This window comes from Robinsoniella sp. KNHs210, assembly GCF_000686105.1.
GTDB lineage: Bacteria > Bacillota > Clostridia > Lachnospirales > Lachnospiraceae > Robinsoniella > Robinsoniella peoriensis.
Genome location: NZ_JMLZ01000002.1, coordinates 836,294 through 856,737 on the forward strand (window position 1 = coordinate 836,294; position 20,444 = coordinate 856,737).

Sequence of the window (20,444 nt, forward strand, 5' to 3'; positions counted from 1 at the left end):
TAGGTTGTATGAGTAAGCTGCATATCGAGAAGATGGTGCTGGGGATGGTGCAGACCAATTGTTATCTGGCAATCAACGAAGAGAACAAAGAAGCTGTTATTATAGATCCGGCAGACAGAGCACAGGCGATTATACAAAAGATAAAAAGCCTGCAGGTTAAAGTGGCAGCCATTTTATTAACCCATGGTCATTTTGACCATACTGGTGCAGCTATGGATTTGAAGAAAGAGCTCCAGGTTCCAGTCTGTGTATTAGAGCAGGAAAAGGCGGTCACTGAGGATAATCATTTAAACTTATCCTCGATGTTTGGACTGCCGTTTGTGATTAAGGCAGACCGCTATTTTAAGAATCAGGAAGAAGCAGAACTTGCGGGCTTCAAAATCAAAGTATTGCATACACCGGGACATACAAAAGGCGGGGCATGTTATTACCTGCCGGAAGAAAAGACCTTATTCAGCGGGGATACATTATTTCGTGAAAGTATAGGCAGAACTGATTTTCCAACCGGAAACCAGGCGGAATTATCACGATCGGTAAAAGAGCTTTTAAACACTTTGCCGGAAGATACGCAGGTCTGCCCAGGGCATGAATCTATGACAGACATCGGTCACGAAAAAAAGTATAATCCTTTTGCTTAATATCGTTTTACAGGAGAAAATGATGATTGCAGTACAATTGAATAAGAGAGATTTCGAATATGATATCCATTCACTGGTGAGAGCATTCTATCCGGGGGTGGATGTACCTGTCTATTACGGGGAAGATCTGGTGGAAGGGTCTTTTGATTTTTATATCATGATATCCTACAGTGACACCGGCATTGCTATAACATTTTATGGACCGGATCGGGAAAAGCTGGATGGACGAAGCATTCAGCTGGATTATTATGCCAATCGTAAGGAAACAAAAAACAGGCTGAAACGCCTGCTTTATGAAATGCTTAGAGAACGTTCGGGTCAGGAACTGCCCTGGGGGACGTTGACAGGCATTCGCCCTACGAAGATTCCAATGGCTCTGTTAGAACAGGGACTTAAGAATACTGAGATAGCGGATTATATGCGCAATACATATTATTGCAGCAATGAAAAAACCTCACTGAGTGTTATGATTGCAAACCGGGAAAGCTATATTTTAAAGGATATTAATTATAAAAATGGTTATAGTCTATATATAGGAATTCCATTTTGCCCCAGTATCTGTCTCTATTGTTCGTTTAGTTCCAGCCCGCTGTCCGTGTGGAAGCATAAAGTGGACGCTTATCTTGACGCACTTTGTAAGGAGATGGAGTTTGCTGCAAAGCTCTATAAAAACCGTGAACTCAATACGATTTATATAGGGGGAGGAACACCTACGACTTTGGAACCGGAACAGATAGAGCGTCTTATGAATAAGATTGAATCCTGTTTTGATATCAATAAAATCCAGGAGTACACGGTGGAAGCCGGAAGGCCTGACAGTATTACAATGGAAAAGTTAGAGGCGATACGCAGACATCCGGTTACCAGGATTTCGATAAATCCTCAGACGATGAATGATAAGACGCTGGATATTATAGGCAGGCGCCATACGGTGGCGCAGACCAAAGAAGCATTTGCTCTGGCACGGGATGCAGGATTCGATAATATTAACATGGATTTGATTGTAGGACTTCCAGGTGAAGGTAAATCTGAGGTGGAGCATACACTTCAGGAAGTAGTGGAGATGGATCCGGAAAGTATTACAGTCCATTCCCTTGCAGTGAAACGCGCGGCAAGGCTGAACATGTTTAGAGATCAGTATAAAGAGATGACATTTACGAATAATCAGGAAATTATGGACATGACATCTGATTATGTGAGCAAAAGCGGACTGACACCTTATTACCTGTACCGACAGAAGAATATGGCGGGAAATTTTGAAAATGTGGGTTATGCTAAGCCGGATAAAGCAGGTATTTACAATATTCTGATTATGGAAGAAAAACAGAGTATTCTGGCATTGGGGGCGGGAGCAGCTACCAAAATTGTGCCGGATGAGGAACATATTGAACGCATAGAAAATGTAAAAGATATTAAAGGTTATATCGAACGTATTGATGAAATGATAGAACGGAAGCGAAAAGGCTTCTTACTATACGAAGGGGAATTGGAATGACAGAAACTCGTAAACAACGAACATGTCACATCATACAAATAGATCTTGCAAAGGAAATTGCACATGGAATGTGTGTCAGTAATCTGGCCAGCCGTGTGTCCAGAGAACTGGGCCTTTGTGAGGAAGATTGCCATGAGATGGCAATTGCCGGTTTTCTCCATGATATAGGTAAGATGGAACTTGCAAAATATATCTATGGACGGGAAGAAGAAACCTTAACGGTTGAAGAGATGCGGTATGTTCGTACACACTCTACGCTCAGTTATGCTATTTTGCATAAAGAGGGTTATTCCATGAAAGTTTTGGACAGTATTCTGTATCATCACGAAAACTACGATGGTACTGGATATCCATCCAATCTGGCAGAGGAAGAGATCCCTATAGGAGCAAGGATCTTAAGAGTGTGCGATGTCTTTGCGGCTTTAACTTCCGACCGTCCATACCGCAGGTCTTTTGAAATGGATGCTGCTGTGGAATTGATGATTGCGGAAGTAAAGAATTTCGATATGAAAATATTCCTTGCATTTTTAAGAGTCATACATCAAGATGGGATAGAAGAAATATTAGACAAAGAAAATATAGAGATTGAAATAGAGGAGGACTTGTCATGATTACACAGGCACCCAGAGGAGTACAGGATTGGTACGGAGAAGAGATGCACAAGCGTACCCTGGTAGAAAAAATAGCAAGAGATCTAGCAAAAACGTATCATATCTCTGAAATTATTACCCCTATGTTCGAGCATACTGTGTTGTTCCAGCGTGGAGTTGGGGAAACGACAGACGTAGTACAAAAAGAGATGTATACCTTTTTAGATAAAGGTGACCGCAGCATTACTTTAAAGCCGGAGGGCACCTCCCCGGTTATGAGAGCTTACCTGGAGCACAACATGTACGCACAGCCTGCACCTACAAAATTATTTTATGTGACACCGGCATTTCGTTATGAAAAACCTCAAAGCGGCAGACTCAGACAGCATCACCAGTTCGGAGTGGAATTTGTAGGATCCAAAAGTCCATTGGCAGAAGTCGAAGTGATTACACTGGTATCTACCCTGATTCGTAAATTAGGATTATCCGATGCAAAGCTTCATATTAACAGTATCGGCTGCAAGGATTGCCGTAAAACTTATAATGATGCCCTCCTTGCGTACTTAAAAGAACATGAAGAACAGCTATGTCCCACCTGTCGTGAGAGAATGCTGAAAAATCCCCTTCGTGTTTTAGACTGTAAAGTGGATACCTGTAAAACGATTGTGGACAAGGCACCTAGAACAATTGAATATCTGGATGAGGAGTGCAGAGAGCACTTTGAGGAATTACAGGCACTATTAGATGAATTAAACGTGCCCTACGAAATAGATACGGGAATTGTCAGAGGACTGGACTACTATACAAAAACTGTTTTTGAATTTGTAAATTCGGAAGGTTTTACACTCTGCGGAGGCGGACGTTATGACGGACTGATTCATGAAATCGATGAGAAGCAGGATATTCCTTCGGTAGGATTTGGAATGGGGATCGAACGAATTTTATACTTCCTGGAAAAAGAAGGTGTTCAGCTCCCGTCAGAAGATTCGGTTGAATTATATGTGGGAATTCTGGGAAAAGAAGCGAAAGCAAAGGCATATAAGCTTGTAAATGAAATCAGAAGCCACGGAATTATCGTGGAAACAGACTATATGGACCGCAGCGTGAAAGCCCAGATGAAATATGCGAACAAAATCGGAGCAAAGAAAACGGTGGTCATCGGTTCTGACGAGCTTGAAAAAGGTGTGGCAAGGGTAAAAGATATGGAAACCGGGGAACAGACAGAAGTGGCATTAACGGATATTCCGGGATTATTTGTTTAGAGCGTGTATAATAAAAGTAACAAAGTGGATTTTAAATGTCCGCTTTGATGATGGAGGATAAGAGAAATGGCAGAATCAATGAAAGGCCTTAAGAGAACACACAGATGTGCGGAGGTTACAAAGTCCGACATTAGTACCGAGATCATTGCAATGGGATGGGTACAGAAAAGGAGAAATCTTGGAAGTCTGATCTTTGTGGATCTGAGAGACCGCTCCGGGATACTTCAGATCGTGTTTGATGAAAATGATATTGGAACAGAGGGATTTGAGAAAGCAGGAAAACTGCGCAGTGAATTTGTAATTGCAGTAAAAGGAATTCTGGAAAACCGTTCCGGAGCTGTAAATGAACATCTGGCAACAGGAGAATGGGAGCTTCGCGCTACGGAACTTCGTATTCTTTCTGAATCTGATACACCGCCTTTCCCGGTAGAGGAAAATATCCAGACAAAAGATGAACTTCGTTTAAAATACCGATATTTAGACCTTAGAAGACCAAATCTTCAGAGAAACCTGATGCTAAGAAGTAAGGTGGCTACTTCTGTACGAACTTTCCTTGCGGAAGAAGGCTTCCTGGAAATTGAAACTCCGATTTTAATAAATAGTACCCCGGAAGGTGCTCGTGATTACCTGGTTCCAAGCCGTGTGCATCCCGGTAATTTCTATGCTCTTCCACAGTCACCCCAGTTATTTAAGCAGCTGCTGATGTGTTCCGGTTTTGACCGCTACTTCCAGATTGCAAAATGTTTCCGTGATGAGGATTTAAGGGCGGACAGACAGCCGGAATTTACACAGATCGATATGGAGATGTCTTTTGTAGACATAGATGATGTAATTGAAGTCAACGAAAGACTGTTAGCTAAGATCTTCAAGGAAGCTATCGGTATTGATGTGCCACTTCCGATTCCGAGAATGACATGGCAGGATGCAATGGATCGTTATGGGTCCGATAAACCGGATATCCGTTTTGGTATGGAATTAAAAGATATATCAGAAGTTGTAAAGGACTGCGGATTTGTAGTATTTAAAGGAGCCCTGGATAATGGCGGAAGTGTACGCGGCATTAATGCGAAAGGGCAGGGAAGCATGCCTCGTAAGAAAATAGATGCACTTGTTGAATTTGCCAAAGGCTATGGCGCCAAAGGTCTTGCCTACCTGGTGATCAATCCGGATGGCACTTTTAAGTCCTCCTTTGCGAAATTTATGTCAGAAGAGGAATTAAAAGCAATCGTTGCAGCAATGGGTGGAGAACCTGGGGATTTACTGCTGTTTGCGGCGGATAAGAATAAGGTTGTCTGGGATGTATTAGGAAATCTTCGCCTTGAGATTGCAAAAAATATGGAAATTCTCTCTAAGGATGATTATAAGTTCCTCTGGGTAACGGAGTTTCCGCTTCTGGAGTGGTCAGAAGAACAGCAGCGTTTTGCAGCTATGCATCATCCATTTACCATGCCGATGGAAGAAGATTTAGATAAGATCGATACAGATCCTGGTGCAGTCAGAGCGAAAGCATACGATATCGTACTTAACGGTACCGAGCTCGGAGGCGGCAGTGTCCGAATCTTCCAGAATGATGTTCAGGCAAAAATGTTTGAAGTTCTGGGATTCACAAAAGAACAGGCAGAGGAGCGTTTCGGATACCTGTTAAATGCATTTAAATACGGAGTTCCACCCCACGCAGGACTGGCTTATGGACTGGACAGGCTGATCATGCTGATGACAAAAGAAGACAGCATCCGTGAAGTGATTGCATTCCCGAAAGTGAAGGATGCGTCCTGCCTGATGACAGGAGCACCGGGGGTTGTAGATGAGAAGCAGTTAGATGAATTAGAACTGAAAATAGTAGCGGCTCAGGAAGAAGAAAAAGAATCAGAGTAAAATTGAATGATCGTATCATTACTATCCAACTTGCAAAAAAAGGGCCATGTTTTATTGATCCTACATGCAGTTGGATAGTTTTTTTGTGTAAATGGCAGCTACAAATTAAGAAAAAATTCAAACATATATAATATTATATGTTATAATTAGATTAATTATAGTGTAAAATCAAAGCAAAAGCTGACATATTGCACAATGTAACATCAGAAAATATTGTTTAAAAAAAGAAAGGAAGAGTGGGTTATGAGAAGAAAAAAAGTGTGTAAAAAGATTTTGAGTGTATTAATTTGTGCTTCTATTATCAGTACATCTGGTATTACAGCATTAGCAGATGAGAAAAACATCACACAGAAATCAGATCAGGTTGATGAAATGGAAACTGTTTCAGAGACAGAATTGTTAAAGGAAGAAGTGACAGATACTGTAGTAGAAACCGACGAGAAAGAGACAATTAAAACCGAATCGACAGAGTCTGAAACAGAAATATGGGATGCAACAGAAATCGAGACCGAGCTGGAAATAGACAATATATATTTATCACAAAACTGGGATTATGATATATTGGATTCTGAGAAAATAATTTTATTGAAACAGTATGTTGGGAGCGATGAAATTGTAAATGTTCCAAAGGAAATCGATATAAAAGGACAACCATATGATATAATGTTAAAAAATGCAGAATACATATCAGATGATCAGGGTGAAATTCTATTAGGAGCGTTTACAAATAATAAAAAAATTAAGTCAGTTACTTTTGAAAAGGGAGTGAAAATTGAAAATAACGACTTATCTTATATGTTTTCAGGATGTGACACCTTAGAGCAAGTAAATAATTTACCTTCAGAGATAACGAACTTGGAAAATGCATTTGAAAATTGCAGCAGACTGAAAGGAGAAATTACAATATCAGGCAATCCGGATAATTTTGAGAATTGCTTTTTAAATGCATCTACAGGAAAAAATAGTCTTATTGTGAATTATACAAAAGATTGTCTCAATATTGAACAAATTATAGCTACTCAAGGGGGCGAACGTACTAATATAGTAAAAGGTATGATAGTTGGTAATAAATCAGCAAGAAATAAATGTCAGATAATTTTCGATCCAAATGGAGGAAGTGTTTCACAAGAAAGCAAAGATGTTACAACGGGTGAATCATACGGTGCATTACCAACGCCTGTCAGAAATGGATATATATTCAAAGGTTGGTATACCGACAAGGAAGAAAGTCATAAAGTCACACCAGAAATGGTATATAAAGCAAATGATAGCCAAATATTGTATGCTGCATGGACATATGATAATTTTACAGGTAAATGGAATTATGATGTTAATGAAAAGACAAAAACAATTACACTTCATAAATATTTAGATGTGGGAGCTGAGGTTGTTGTTCCTAAAATGGTGAAACTTGATAAAATTGAATATAAGATAGTAGTTGGTAAAGCAGGAAAAAGAGGATCGAATGGTGTATTTACAAATAATAAAGTGATCAGTTCTATTAATTTTGAAGATGGGGTAAAGTTTGAAGATAATAACATGCAGTTTGCGTTTGCAGGATGTAGGAATCTTCAAAAAGTTACAGGAATACCAACAGGTACTCTTGATATTCAATCTGCTTTTAAAGAGTGTATAAGTCTGGAAGGAATCTATGAGATTCCTAATGGCATAAAAAATGCAAGTTATGCATTTAGTGGTTGTACTGCTTTGAAGGAAATTGGAAATTTGCCCAAAAGTGCCACAGACATTTCGGGGATTTTTAATGGATGTGTTAATCTTTTAAAAGTGCCGGATTTGCCAGCCAAAGTAAAGGATGTTAGTAGAGCATTTGCGGATTGTAGAAGTCTTACGAGTGTTCCTGAGTTTCCAACTACGGTTAAATCTTTGACATATGCTTTTTCAGGATGTACCAATCTTGTAAAGGCGCCAAGGATTCCAAAGGGGATTGTGGATATCTCCGGATATCTGGCAGATTGTGAAACTATTCAGGTTGCACCGTCGATACCATCAGGTGTTATAAATATGGAAGAGACATTTCTGGGATGTAAAAGTTTAAAGAAAGCACCCAAGATACCTGATACAGTATCAAATCTGAATTATACATTTACTGGTTGTATCAGTATGGAAGAAGCGCCAAAGCTACCTGCTTCTTTAAAACAATTATCAGATACATTCCGTGGATGTAAAAGTTTAAAGAAAGCACCTACAATACCCAAAGGAGTTACTTCTTTGGACTGGACATTTTATAACTGTGAAAGCTTAACAAAGATGCCAACAATACCGAATGGTGTTAAACAAATGTATAATACATTTGCTGGATGTACTTCTTTGGAAATAGTTACAGAAATTCCGGATTCAGTTAAGTACATGCGATATGCTTTTTCCGGATGTAGTAGTTTGAAGCAGGTCTATGCCATATCAAATAATGTAGTGGATTTGATGGGAACATTTAAAAACTGCACTAATTTGCGCCAGGCACCTGATATCCCAAAGAGTGTTTATAATATGATTGATACCTTCAATGGATGTGTAAATCTACAAGGAAAGATGATTATAAATGCAAATTTGACAGATCCGATCTTCGAAGATGGTGCGTATGAAGATGATGACGAAATCGATGGTGTAGAGGCTTACTTCCAGACTTTCTACAATGCAGGAATTAATGGCTCAGGCTTAACTCTGGATTACGGAAAGAACTGTAAGAACATCAGCAAAATCGTAGCTTCAAAAGGCAGTGGAAACAATAAGGTGAAGAAGGGCAAAAAGGTAACCATACCTTCAAAAATGAATTATGAAGTTAAGTTTAATGGTAATGGCGGTAAGTCTGGTAAGGCATCTAAGACCATTAAATACGGATCATTCTATGGAACACTGCCATCTGTTAAACGAGCAGGATATGAGTTTAAAGGCTGGTATACCAAGAAAAAGGGCGGAAGTAAAATTACTTCTGACAAAAAGATTAAGTCGGCAAAGAACCGCACCGTCTATGCCCAGTGGACAAAGGTTAAAGTGAAAAAAGTATCTGGGATCAGCTTATCCAGTACAACGAAGACCCGGATGGTTGTATCCACAAAAGAGGTAAAGGGAGCAAAGGGCTATCAGATTTTATATGCAGCAAATTCTTCCTTTACAAAAGGCAAAAAGTCTTTGAATACGGGATTGCTGAACAAGACTGTTACGAAGCTGAAAAGCGGCAGAAAGTATTATGTAAAGGTGCGTGCGTATAAAGAAGACTCTACCGGAAAGCGTATTTACGGATCTTACAGTAAAGCCGCAGCGGTAAAAGTAAAATAAATAAAAAACGGAAACTGCATCTGCATGTAGTTTCCGTTTTTTATTACATTATGAATTTTCTTCACTTTCCGGCTGGCTGAATGCGGAAAGTGCAGCGCTGATATCTCCAAGAAGGGCATCAGAAAAGCCGTCATTCAGCTGAAGAACCCAGCTTGACCCGTCATTTGTCAGCTTTAGGTCTATATTTTTGGTAATTGCCTGTTTATTAGCTTTTAACGCTTCTAAAAGATACTTGGAGGTCTTGTCCGACAACTCCGAATCCGTTGCTCTTATTGCAGCGGTTGTATTGGCATATTTCATAAGAAGATCCCGGTATGTATGAAGTACACTTTCCAAGTCCAGACTGGTAATATCCACATTGACAGTTGCATAATTTTCGTCCTGCGTGGAAGTGTGTATCTTATAATCAAAATATTTTTCGATCTGGTCTGCCAATGCAAGGTCGATTTCCGGATAGAGAGCATTTCCGGTGGCGAAAATATCTTCCATTCCCAGATACTGTATCCAACCCTTTGCATCCAGTTTTTTAAAGCTCTCCATGTATATGGATAGAACTTCTTCCGGTGTAATCAGGTAAGGGTTTTTTAACTGGGAAACAAAACCGCTGACCAGGGCATCTTCTAATTCAGGTGAATTATCGATAGACCAGTTATCATCGTTTTTGGTAAGTGGGATTTCTGCAGTTGTAGTGATAAGGTCATAGCTGTTCTTGGATAGAAAATTGTGTAATAAAGTGAAGTAGGGAGTTAAACCGGAGATTTCCTGGGATTCGTTCTCTAAGGAAGCACTTTGGGCAATGAGGGCTTTGCAAAGATCCTTGGCCAGTGCATTTGTATCAAGATTTTTGATTTCGACGGCAACAGTCGCATGATCGCCGTCAATTTTTGTCGATTTAATTTTGTAAGTGAAGTTCTTGAAAAATAATTTAATGGATTCGGTTGCTTCCGGGCTGATTGCTTCAGAGCTGGAGTGAGTATGTATCATGTCTTCATAGGAAATGAAAGACTTGATTGTATTTTCATCCAGATGCTGGATCAGATTAAGTTCTTTTTTTACGGTTTTTTTGGGTGCACTGTCCGTACAGCCTGAGAGCGGAACAAATATCACACATAAAAAAAGTACAGACAATAACAATCTGATGGAATATTTCTTCATGGGAGTCTCCTTTAAAAAATAAAATAGTAACTAACGAATCCGGCTGCCTGTAAAATTAATATAGCAGGGATTCCTATAACAAATGATCTGTGTTTTGTCTTATGTCTAAAAAAATACATACCGCACAGAGAACCGGTACTTCCGCCAACCAGAGCAATGAGGAATAGTGTCCGTTCCTTTATGCGCCATTTGCCGCGCCTTGCTTTGCTCTTATCCAGACCCATGGAAAGGAAACCAATAAGATTGATCAGAATAAGATAAAATGTTGTAATTGAGTACATGTGAAATCCTTTCGACAGTATTTGACAAATTTAGTAATAAGTTTCATCTCATACTGAATCTGTGTCATCTACTATAGTTTATACGAAAAAGGGCAGATTGTCAAACCTCTTGACAATTTTTGAAAAAACCGATATATTAATACTGCAATGTGTTAAAATATCTTAGGAGGATTGAATATGTATTCACTGGATGAAGTAAGGTCAGTAGACCCAGAGGTAGCGTCGGCAATCGAAGCAGAACAGGATCGGCAAAACAGCCATATAGAGTTGATAGCATCTGAAAACTGGGTTAGTAAAGCAGTAATGGCGGCAATGGGAAGCCCGCTGACAAACAAATATGCAGAAGGGTATCCGGGTAAGCGTTATTATGGCGGATGCGAATGTGTGGATGTTGTTGAAACTCTGGCCATAGAAAGAGCAAAAGAGATTTTTGGATGTACTTATGCAAATGTTCAGCCCCATTCCGGAGCACAGGCTAATATGGCTGTATTTTTTGCAATGTTAAAGCCAGGAGATACCGTGATGGGAATGAATCTTGCACACGGCGGACATCTGACACATGGAAGTCCGGCTAATATGTCCGGAGCTTATTTTAATGCGGTTCCTTATGGGGTAAATGATGAAGGCTTTATCGATTATGAAGAAGTAAGAAGAATTGCCCTGGAATCAAAACCGAAAATGATCGTTGCAGGTGCAAGCGCATATGCAAGAACCATCGACTTTAAGAAATTCCGGGAGATTGCAGATGAAGTAAATGCATATCTGATGGTCGATATGGCACATATTGCAGGACTGGTAGCAGCCGGAGTTCATCCAAGCCCAATCCCATATGCTGACGTTGTAACAACGACAACCCATAAGACACTTCGCGGACCACGTGGTGGTTTGATCTTATGCAGTGAAGAAACAGCAAAAAAATTCAACTTCAATAAAGCAGTATTTCCAGGAATTCAGGGAGGACCTCTGATGCACGTGATTGCAGCAAAAGCAGTCTGCTTTAAAGAAGCATTATCCGATGAATATAAAGAATATCAGAAAAATATTGTTAAGAATGCCCAGGCACTGAGCAAAGGTCTGATGAGCCGTGGTATTAAGATTGTATCCGGAGGTACAGATAATCACCTGATGCTGGTTGATTTATCCGTTCTTGGACAGACCGGAAAAGCAGTTGAGAAAATTTTAGACAGCGTTAATATCACCTGCAATAAGAATACAATTCCAAATGATCCCCAGTCGGCATTTGTAACAAGCGGTGTAAGACTTGGAACACCTGCAGTAACAGCCAGAGGTATGGTAGAAGCTGATATGGATATCATTGCTGAAGCTATTGCAATGATGCTTCAGTCACCGGAAGAAAACCATGATAAAGCATTGGCACTTGTACAGAGCCTGACCGAAAAATATCCATTATCATAGATTAATTAGAAACCACTTTTTCCTGAACAGGCAGTAAATCAGGAAAAGGTGGTTTTTGAATTTTATGTGAATTTAATGAATTCTTAATGACACGCTTAGTGGCAGGTGGTATAATCAACATTATTATGGATTTATGGAGGAAAACGATGGATAAGAAGAAAAAGAAACTTATAATTGTTATAGCAGTTATCCTTGTCTTGGCAGTAATAGGTTTAGCGATATGGTTTTTCAAATTCAGAGGGACAGGCTCAGCTTCAGGTAAGAATGTCGTATATGTGGATTCCGTGGCAAATCTTGCAGGTCTATCCAGCGGGGATGGTCTGAACGGGAGATATTCCGGTGTTGTAGAACCCCAGGAAACCTGGAAAATTGAAGTTTCTCAGGATAAGAAAATAAAAGAAATCTATGTAGAAGAGGGGCAGGAGGTTAAAGTAGGGGATAAGTTATTTACCTATGATACCCAGGACTCTGAAGATACCCTGAATCAGTCTCAGATTGATCTTGAACGTATTCAGTCTGATATAGATACGGCTAATAATAATATTGCTGAGCTGGAGAAGGAGAAAAAGGAAGCTGGTGCAGATGAACAGCTGAGCTATACAACACAGATCCAGACAGCCCAGAACTCTGTAAAGCGGTCAGAGTATGAAAAGAAAACGAAAGCAGTGGAAATTGAAAATCTGAAAAAGACCATTGCAAATGCGGATGTACTCAGTGAAATCGGCGGAGTTGTAAAGTCCATTAATAAGGATGGTACTGCAACAACGAGTACCGGCGAAGCAGAACCATTTATGACGGTACTGGCTACCGGGGATTACCGTGTAAAAGGAAAAGTCAATGAACAGAATATGTCTTCCATAATTGAAGGCAATCCGGTTATTATCCGTTCCAGAGTGGATGAGGATAAAACTTGGAAGGGAACACTAACGTCAGTAGAAACAGACAAGCCGGAATCCAGCCAGAACAGTATGTATATGAGCAGTGGAAGTTCTGAGACATCTTCCAGCAATTATCCATTTTATGTAATTCTGGATTCAGCTGATGGTTTAATGCTGGGTCAGCACGTTTATATCGAAATGGATAATGGGCAGGAAGATCATAAAGATGGAATCTGGCTGGACAGCTACTATCTGGTCATGGATGAAGAAAAACCGGAAGAAGCCTATGTATGGGCAGCAGACTCCAAAGATAAACTGGAAAAACGAAAAGTAACTCTTGGAGAATTTGATGAGGATCTTCAGAAATATCAGATTACAGAGGGACTGACTGCGGAAGATTACATTGCTTATCCGGATGATACGATAGAAGCAGGGGCTCCGGTAACCAGAAATATCAACGATCTGTCAGGACAGAATGATTCAGATGAAGGCAGCGGCGGCGGAGCAGAAGATCTTCAGGGCGGTGAAGGCGTAATGCCGGGAGGAAGCATGGATGGCGGAATGGATGCAGGAAATGGCGTATCCGGCAGCATGGATGTTCAGGAGTTTAATGGCAGCGACGAAGGCGGCAATGCAGAAATTGCTCCAGGTGATGATGATGGAGCTGATGATGCAATGGATGAAAATGACGTTGAAGGAAGTGTAGTATCGCCGGGACCTGTAACGATTGAAGGTGATGGTTCTGCGCCAGCTTCAGCAGGCAATTAAGAAATGGAGGCAACAAAGTGATTCTTGAGTTAGATCATATCTATAAAGATTATATTCAGGGCAAAATGGTTGTCCCGGTATTAAAGGATGTTTGCCTTCATGTAGAAAAAGGTGAATATGTTGCAATTATGGGTCCTTCCGGTTCCGGAAAATCAACGCTTATGAATATTGTCGGCTGTCTTGACAAGCCGACAAAAGGAACATTTTTGCTGGATGGACAGGATGTACTGGGACTAAAAGAGGAATCTGTAGCGGATGTGCGTTTAAAGAGCGTAGGATTTGTATTTCAGACCTTTCAGCTGCTTCCAAGGCAGAGTGCTCTTGAAAATGTAGCATTACCGTTGATTTACGCAGGCGTGCATAAGAAAGAACGTTTGAAGAGAGCGGCACAGGCACTGGAAAGAGTTGGGCTGGAAGATCGTATAGAGTTCAAACCCACGCAGCTCTCCGGCGGACAGAAGCAGAGGGTGGCAATCGCCAGAGCTTTGGTAAATAATCCGAAGATAATTCTGGCAGATGAGCCTACAGGCGCTTTGGACTCCAGATCCAGCAAACAGGTAATGGAGTTATTTGAAAAGCTAAATGAGGAAGGGGTAACAGTTGTTATGATTACCCATGACCCGGGGATTGCACAGTGTGCAAAAAGGACGGTATATATATTTGACGGAGAACTCTCTGAAAGCAATCCAAAGGAGGTTACCAAGTGAAAAAAATTACCATAGCAGGTATCTGTATTGCTTCTGTCCTTGTAGTTGGTGCCGCCGGGTTTGGTGTGTTTAAAGTAGTAAAATCAGGTGGTGATCCGGTAGAGGTCATTCCGGTTTCTCAGTTTCAGGGAATGGGTATGATGGGAGACGGAAGCACGCTATATGCCAATATTGTATCTGATATCAGTCAGGAAGTACATCTGGCTTCCGATCAGATTGTAAATGAGGTATATGTAAAAGAAGGCGATAAAGTCAAGGTAGGGGATAAGCTTTTGTCTTATGATACAACCCTTATGGAACTGAATCTGGAGATGTATGAACTGGATGGAAAGACACTGGATTTAAAAATACAGGGATCGAAAAATGACCTGGAAAAATTGAAAAAGGTGACACCTCTTCCGAATTCAGCTAAGGCAAATCACAATATACCAAATCAGGGTCCCAGTGATGATTCCGATGACGATGACGGACCGGGAGATGAAGCAAAGGCAATCCTGACAGAAAATTTTGTTACAGCATCTATGAGTCAGATGCAGGGCAGCACAAATGATACAGACAGTACCGGGAATACTGGCGATACCAGTACGCCGGATACCAAACCAAGTGAAAGCGGAGACAGTACGGATGCTCCGGAAACAAAACCAACAGACAGCCAGGAGCCGGCAACAGAGACAAATCAGCAAACGGAGACACCATCGACAGATGCTCCGGCTGAGTTAAACAGCATTATTGTGAATATCGGCTGGGATCATGGTACCAATGCATTGGCTGATTATCCTTCCGGGGTAAAAGTTACTTTGATGAATGGTGATAAACAAGCAGATGTAAAAACATTAACGGCTGATAATAAATGGAGTGCAACGTTTACAAACTTAGATCCATCCGGAACTTATTCGGTTAAAGGAGAAGAGGTAGCAGAGTATTCGTTGATTATGAAAGAAAAGCCGGCTGGAACATTTACCTTGAATTATCATTACAATGAACCGGCAGATTCACCCGCAGCAACAATTAAACCTTATGATATTCTGGATTACAAATCAGAGCCATATAAGGGAGAAGGAACAAAGAAAAATCCCTATGTATTCTTCTGTAAGGACGGTACGGTAGTCAAAGGTTCCTTTATTAATAAAATGCTGGGATTTGATGAAAAGGGTGAAAAATCCATCCGAAGCGGATATCACGCGAAATTAGAAATACGTGAGGCAGATTCTCTGACAGGAGGATTTATTAAATCCATTGGCTTTGACGGAACGATCAAGGTCACCCATGGTTATGCGCCGGGAACTTCCTGGGTATTTACCAGTGATGGAATCAAAAAGCAGGAAACTGATATCAATGATCCTCCCAAAGACGATGATAAAAACGGCAATTGGGGAGATCCGGGAGATGTTGACTGGAGTGATCCGGGAGATTTTGATGAAGGCTATACCGAAGACGAATTAAAACAGGCAATTAAGGAAAAAGAAGCAGAGATCCGGAAACTGGAACTGGATAAAAGAGAATCCAGTCTGAAGATTGAAAAGTCCAGAAGAGAAGTAAATGAGGCAACCATATCATCTACAATCAACGGCGTTGTAAAAAGCGTTGGTGATCCAAATGTTGGAGAAGTTGACGGAAAAGCTTTCGTTGTAATCACCAGTGATGAAGGACTGTATGTAAAAGGGGCAATCAGTGAACTGAACCTGGATACAATTAAAAAAGGCGATATTGTCCAGGGAATGGGTAATGAAAGCGGGATTAGTTTTGCAGCTACGATTACAGAAATATCTCCTTATCCTGAGGATTCCAACAGCTATGGTTTTGGTGAAGGAAACTCTAATTCCTCATACTATCCATTTACGGCTTATATTGAATCAGCAGATGGTTTGAGCAATAATGAATCTGCCCAGATCACAATCAGCGGCGGTTCGGGAAATGCAAATACCATTTATTTATATAAGGCTTATGTAAGAACAGAAAACGGGCAGAGCTACGTTTACAAGGTAGACGAGAATAACCGTTTGAAGCAGCAGTTTGTAAAGACAGGTAAAACATTATTTTCACAGTACATTGAAATTAAAGAAGGTTTAACCAACGAAGATAAGATCTCATTCCCATATGGTAAAAATGTTAAGAACGGTGCAAAAGTAAAAGATGCTGATGACACCAGTGAAATGATGTACTAGGAGGTGGAACAGTGTTAGAGAATATACGATTGTCCTTTCAGGGCATCTGGTCACATAAGATGAGGTCATTTTTAACCATGCTGGGTATCATCATTGGTATCGCATCTATTATATCCATTGTTTCCACAATCCAGGGAACCAATGAGCAGATTAAAAAGAACCTGATTGGCGGGGGTAATAATACCGTTACGGTAAGCTTAAGCCAGGGTGACTGGGATGATTATTCCCTGTCCGATTACGACGCCCTTCCTAAGGGCGTGCCGGTAATTTCGGAAGAGACGAAAAAAGAAATAAGTGATATAAGCGGCGTTGAAAAAGTATCATTATATACAAGAAGAGCGTATGCAGATGGAATCTACCATCAGAATACCAGTTTGGACGGAGGCGGAGTCTACGGAGTTGATTTGGATTACTTCGCCACCTGCGGTTACATAATGAAAACGGGACGCCCATTCTTAGAAGAAGATTACAAAAATTTTCGTAAAGTAGCAATCCTGGATGAGTCGGCGGCTACAAGCCTGTTTCAGGATGAAGATCCGCTTGGAAAAACCATAGAAATAAAAGGTGAGCCATTCACCGTAGTTGGTGTGGTGGTTAAGAGTGATCAATTTGAACCTGTTATTAATTCTATGGAGGACTATAGCAACTATAAAGGAAATGAAGCAAGTGGTATTGTTTACCTTACGACTTCATCATGGTGTATTCCATATCAGTATGACGAGCCTCAGAATATAGTAATGAAGGCAGAAAATACGGATGACATGAGCAGTATTGGTAAGAAGTGTGCCGACATTGTAAATGCGTCCGTTACCAATACAGATAATATTAAATACAAAGCTTCCGATGTTTTGCAGATTGCAAAGGAAAAAGAAGAGCTGAGTGCCGCAACAAATAACCAGCTCCTGTGGATTGCAAGTATTTCACTTCTGGTTGGTGGTATCGGTGTAATGAATATTATGTTGGTATCTGTTACGGAACGTACCAGTGAAATTGGATTAAAGAAAGCAATCGGTGCCAAGAAAAAGAGTATTTTAGGACAGTTCTTAACGGAAGCAGCGGTGTTGACCAGTCTTGGAGGAATTATAGGTGTTATTGCAGGAATTATACTTGCCCAGGCGATTTCCAAGATATCGCAGATTCCAGTGGCAATCAGTGTTCCGGCAATAATTGGCTCAGTTATTTTCTCGATGCTGATCGGAATCATCTTTGGTCTGCTGCCATCTGTAAAAGCGGCGAAGCTGAATCCCATCGATGCGCTGCGTCATGAATAAGTTTTATTAAAGCAGATCTCTCTAAAGCAGTATGTGTAAAATAAAAAGCACTGCTGCTTTGGAGGGATTTTTTTCGTTATATGCAAAATCCCAGAACATATTACAAAATATTTCGAATTATTCGAAAAAGTCCTTGCTTTTCGCTGCCATAATATGCTATACTACATAGGCAAAAAATAACACACGTGCATGGATTCCGAAGACGGTGCCGAATGTCCGGTTTTGGAGGAAGAGTGAAATGCACGGAGGATTTTAACCAAAAAGGAGAAAAAAACATGAGCGTAATTTCAATGAAACAGTTACTCGAAGCAGGTGTTCACTTTGGACATCAGACAAGAAGATGGAACCCTAAAATGGCTCCGTACATTTACACAGAAAGAAACGGTATCTACATCATCGACTTACAGAAATCTGTAGGTATGGTAGACACAGCTTACAAGGCAGTTTCTGACATCGCAGCAGAAGGCGGCACAATCTTGTTCGTAGGAACAAAGAAACAGGCTCAGGACGCTGTTAAAAGCGAAGCTGAACGTTGTAACATGTACTTTGTAAATGAAAGATGGTTAGGCGGTATGCTTACAAACTTCAAAACCATCCAGAGCAGAATTAACCGTTTAAAAGAAATTGAAACAATGCAGGAAGATGGAACATTTGATGTTCTTCCGAAAAAAGAAGTTATCGCATTAAAGAAAGAATTAGATAAATTACAGAAGAATCTGGGCGGCATCAAAGATATGAAGAAGATCCCGGATGCAATCTTCGTAGTAGATCCTAAGAAAGAAAGAATCTGTGTGCAGGAAGCTCATACACTGGGAATTCCGTTAATCGGTATTGCAGATACAAACTGTGATCCTGAAGAACTTGATTTCGTTATCCCGGGTAATGACGATGCAATCAGAGCTGTAAAATTAATCGTTTCTAAAATGGCAGATGCTGTTATTGAAGCAAACCAGGGTGCAGAAGCAGATGTTGCTGAAGAATTCATGGATGCAGAAGCTGAAACAGAAGTAGAAGCATAAGCGATAATCATAGAAAACGGAGAATGCGCACTAATTTAGTGCGCACTTTCTTAAGTAAAGTAGAATTTTAAAATAGAAACTAATGTAATTATGCAGTTATTTTCAATTGAATTGAATATTAACGCAAATGATAGTTACAATAATAAATACAAATTCAGGAGGAAGAATAAAATGGCTATTACCGCAGGAATGGTAAAAGAATTAAGAGAAACGACAGGCGCTGGTATGATGGATTGTAAAAAAGCGCTTACAGCAACTGAAGGCGATATGGACAAAGCTGTTGAGTTCTTAAGAGAAAAAGGACTTGCTACTGCTCAGAAAAAAGCAGGAAGAATCGCAGCAGAAGGTCTTTGTAAAGTTCTTGTATCTGATGATGATAAGAAAGCAGTTGTAGTTGAAGTTAATGCTGAGACAGACTTCGTAGCAAAGAATGAAAAATTCCAGGCATACGTTGCAGAAGTAGCAGCACAGGCTATGGTTACAGATGCAGCAGATATCGAAGCATTCATGGAAGAACCTTGGAAAGCTGATACTACAAAGACTGTTAAAGAAGAATTAGCAGGACAGATCGCAGTAATCGGCGAAAACATGAACATCAGAAGATTTAAACAGGTTACAGAAGAAAACGGATTCGTGGCATCTTACACACATATGGGTGGAAAGATCGGCGTTTTAGTAGATGTTGAAACAGATGTTGTTAACGATGATATTAAAGAAATGGCTAAAAACGTAGCTATGCAGGCTGCAGCTTTAAAACCTGTATATACATGCAGAGATGAAGTAGACCAGGAATACATCGAAAAAGAAAAAGAAATTTTAACTGTTCAGGCTAAAAATGAAAAACCGGATGCGAATGACAAGATCATCAGCGGAATGGTAATGGGACGTATTAACAAAGAATTAAAAGAAATCTGCTTATTAGATCAGATCTATGTAAAAGCAGAAGACGGAAAACAGAACGTAAAAGCATATGTGGATTCTGTTGCAAAAGCTAACAATGCTAAAATTACAATCAAGAGCTTTGTTCGTTTCGAAACTGGCGAAGGTATCGAAAAGAAACAGGAAGATTTTGCTGCTGAAGTTGCAAAGCAGATGGGTAACTAAATCATTTTTTAGAGTGATATAAGACTATAAAAATAGCGTATTTTCACATTTTTTCCTGATTTTGCAAGTGATATAAACGATTGCAGGATATCACAAAATATCATAGTATTTTGGGTAAAAATCAGGTGGGCGATTGGGTAGAGAGATTTACCCAACCTCTTAATGCAAAGATTACTTGTTGTTTAAAATAGTAGGGAAAACGTGAATGAAGGAAAGGGTATGTTGTGAAAGCAATGTACCCTTTATTTTCATGTAATAAGAAAGTTTGACTTGCGTTGAATTCATCGTCATCAAGGTCGTGACGCGGATGTAATAGATATTATATCTCTTCATAATGGTCCACCCCCCTAACTCCTCATGACTGAGCCCAGGGGAGTTGAAGTGCCGGAGACACTATTTATTTTTACAGAACTTTCTGAATCAGAATACCATCCGGTCATTCTGATTAAAGATCATACATATCAATTTTTGCAAAGATCATACATATCAATTTCTTTACATTTTTTTTAACAGATGCTAAAATAAC

At 40.1% G+C, this 20,444-nt stretch carries 15 protein-coding genes; 13 read left to right on the plus strand and 2 right to left on the minus strand.

Going from position 1 to position 20,444, the window contains the following annotated elements; all coding sequences use genetic code 11:
- The first annotated feature begins 8 nt into the window (after positions 1 to 8).
- The 6 genes from CD03_RS0110495 to CD03_RS0110520 all read left to right on the plus strand — a co-directional run bounded on the left by CD03_RS0110495 (position 9) and on the right by CD03_RS0110520 (position 9,154).
- The gene (locus CD03_RS0110495) at positions 9 to 638 is read left to right on the plus strand and encodes an MBL fold metallo-hydrolase (protein WP_027293591.1); all 630 of its coding nucleotides are present in this window, start codon (positions 9 to 11) and stop codon (positions 636 to 638) included.
- 22 nt (positions 639 to 660) lie between these two features.
- Positions 661 to 2,133, plus strand: a complete 1,473-nt coding sequence (gene hemZ / locus CD03_RS0110500; protein WP_027293592.1) for a coproporphyrinogen dehydrogenase HemZ — start codon at positions 661 to 663, stop codon at positions 2,131 to 2,133.
- Complete coding sequence (locus tag CD03_RS33150) at positions 2,130 to 2,744, plus strand: HD-GYP domain-containing protein (protein ID WP_044289295.1); 615 nt, start codon at positions 2,130 to 2,132, stop codon at positions 2,742 to 2,744. The genes hemZ and CD03_RS33150 overlap by 4 nt, the downstream gene beginning before the upstream one ends.
- Entirely contained in the window at positions 2,741 to 3,985 is a 1,245-nt protein-coding gene (hisS, locus tag CD03_RS0110510; protein WP_027293593.1) for a histidine--tRNA ligase, read from the plus strand. Before CD03_RS33150 ends, hisS begins: the two co-directional genes overlap by 4 nt.
- Positions 3,986 to 4,051: 66 nt before the next feature.
- Positions 4,052 to 5,860, plus strand: coding sequence for an aspartate--tRNA ligase (aspS, locus tag CD03_RS0110515; protein WP_027293594.1), 1,809 nt, complete (start codon positions 4,052 to 4,054; stop codon positions 5,858 to 5,860).
- Positions 5,861 to 6,103: 243 nt separating this feature from the next.
- Positions 6,104 to 9,154, plus strand: coding sequence for a leucine-rich repeat protein (locus CD03_RS0110520; RefSeq protein ID WP_027293595.1), 3,051 nt, complete (start codon positions 6,104 to 6,106; stop codon positions 9,152 to 9,154).
- Positions 9,155 to 9,202: 48 nt separating this feature from the next.
- Here the strand turns inward: CD03_RS0110520 and CD03_RS0110525 are convergent, their stop codons facing one another.
- Together CD03_RS0110525 and CD03_RS0110530 are read right to left on the minus strand one after the other, a co-directional pair.
- A complete protein-coding gene (locus CD03_RS0110525; protein WP_027293596.1) occupies positions 9,203 to 10,309 on the minus strand; it encodes a hypothetical protein in 1,107 nt (368 codons plus the stop codon).
- Positions 10,310 to 10,320: 11 nt separating this feature from the next.
- A complete protein-coding gene (locus tag CD03_RS0110530) occupies positions 10,321 to 10,590 on the minus strand; it encodes a DUF1294 domain-containing protein (RefSeq protein ID WP_027293597.1) in 270 nt (89 codons plus the stop codon).
- 177 nt (positions 10,591 to 10,767) lie between these two features.
- On the opposite strand from CD03_RS0110530, the gene glyA reads away from it, so the two are divergent.
- The 7 genes from glyA (at position 10,768) to tsf (ending at position 19,918) form a co-directional block, all read left to right on the plus strand.
- Positions 10,768 to 12,006, plus strand: coding sequence for a serine hydroxymethyltransferase (gene glyA / locus CD03_RS0110535; RefSeq protein ID WP_027293598.1), 1,239 nt, complete (start codon positions 10,768 to 10,770; stop codon positions 12,004 to 12,006).
- A gap of 146 nt (positions 12,007 to 12,152) precedes the next feature.
- The gene (locus CD03_RS33155) at positions 12,153 to 13,652 is read left to right on the plus strand and encodes an efflux RND transporter periplasmic adaptor subunit (RefSeq protein ID WP_044289296.1); all 1,500 of its coding nucleotides are present in this window, start codon (positions 12,153 to 12,155) and stop codon (positions 13,650 to 13,652) included.
- A 17-nt stretch (positions 13,653 to 13,669) separates the two neighbouring features.
- The gene (locus tag CD03_RS0110545; RefSeq protein WP_027293599.1) at positions 13,670 to 14,359 is read left to right on the plus strand and encodes an ABC transporter ATP-binding protein; all 690 of its coding nucleotides are present in this window, start codon (positions 13,670 to 13,672) and stop codon (positions 14,357 to 14,359) included.
- The gene (locus tag CD03_RS0110550; RefSeq protein ID WP_027293600.1) at positions 14,356 to 16,524 is read left to right on the plus strand and encodes a Cna B-type domain-containing protein; all 2,169 of its coding nucleotides are present in this window, start codon (positions 14,356 to 14,358) and stop codon (positions 16,522 to 16,524) included. Before CD03_RS0110545 ends, CD03_RS0110550 begins: the two co-directional genes overlap by 4 nt.
- 11 nt (positions 16,525 to 16,535) lie before the next feature.
- A complete protein-coding gene (locus CD03_RS0110555) occupies positions 16,536 to 17,795 on the plus strand; it encodes an ABC transporter permease (RefSeq protein WP_027293601.1) in 1,260 nt (419 codons plus the stop codon).
- A gap of 275 nt (positions 17,796 to 18,070) precedes the next feature.
- A complete protein-coding gene (gene rpsB, locus CD03_RS0110560; RefSeq protein WP_027293602.1) occupies positions 18,071 to 18,814 on the plus strand; it encodes a 30S ribosomal protein S2 in 744 nt (247 codons plus the stop codon).
- A gap of 171 nt (positions 18,815 to 18,985) precedes the next feature.
- Positions 18,986 to 19,918 (plus strand): translation elongation factor Ts, encoded by a 933-nt coding sequence (gene tsf / locus CD03_RS0110565; RefSeq protein WP_027293603.1) that lies wholly within the window; start codon positions 18,986 to 18,988, stop codon positions 19,916 to 19,918.
- Positions 19,919 to 20,444: the final 526 nt, after the last annotated feature.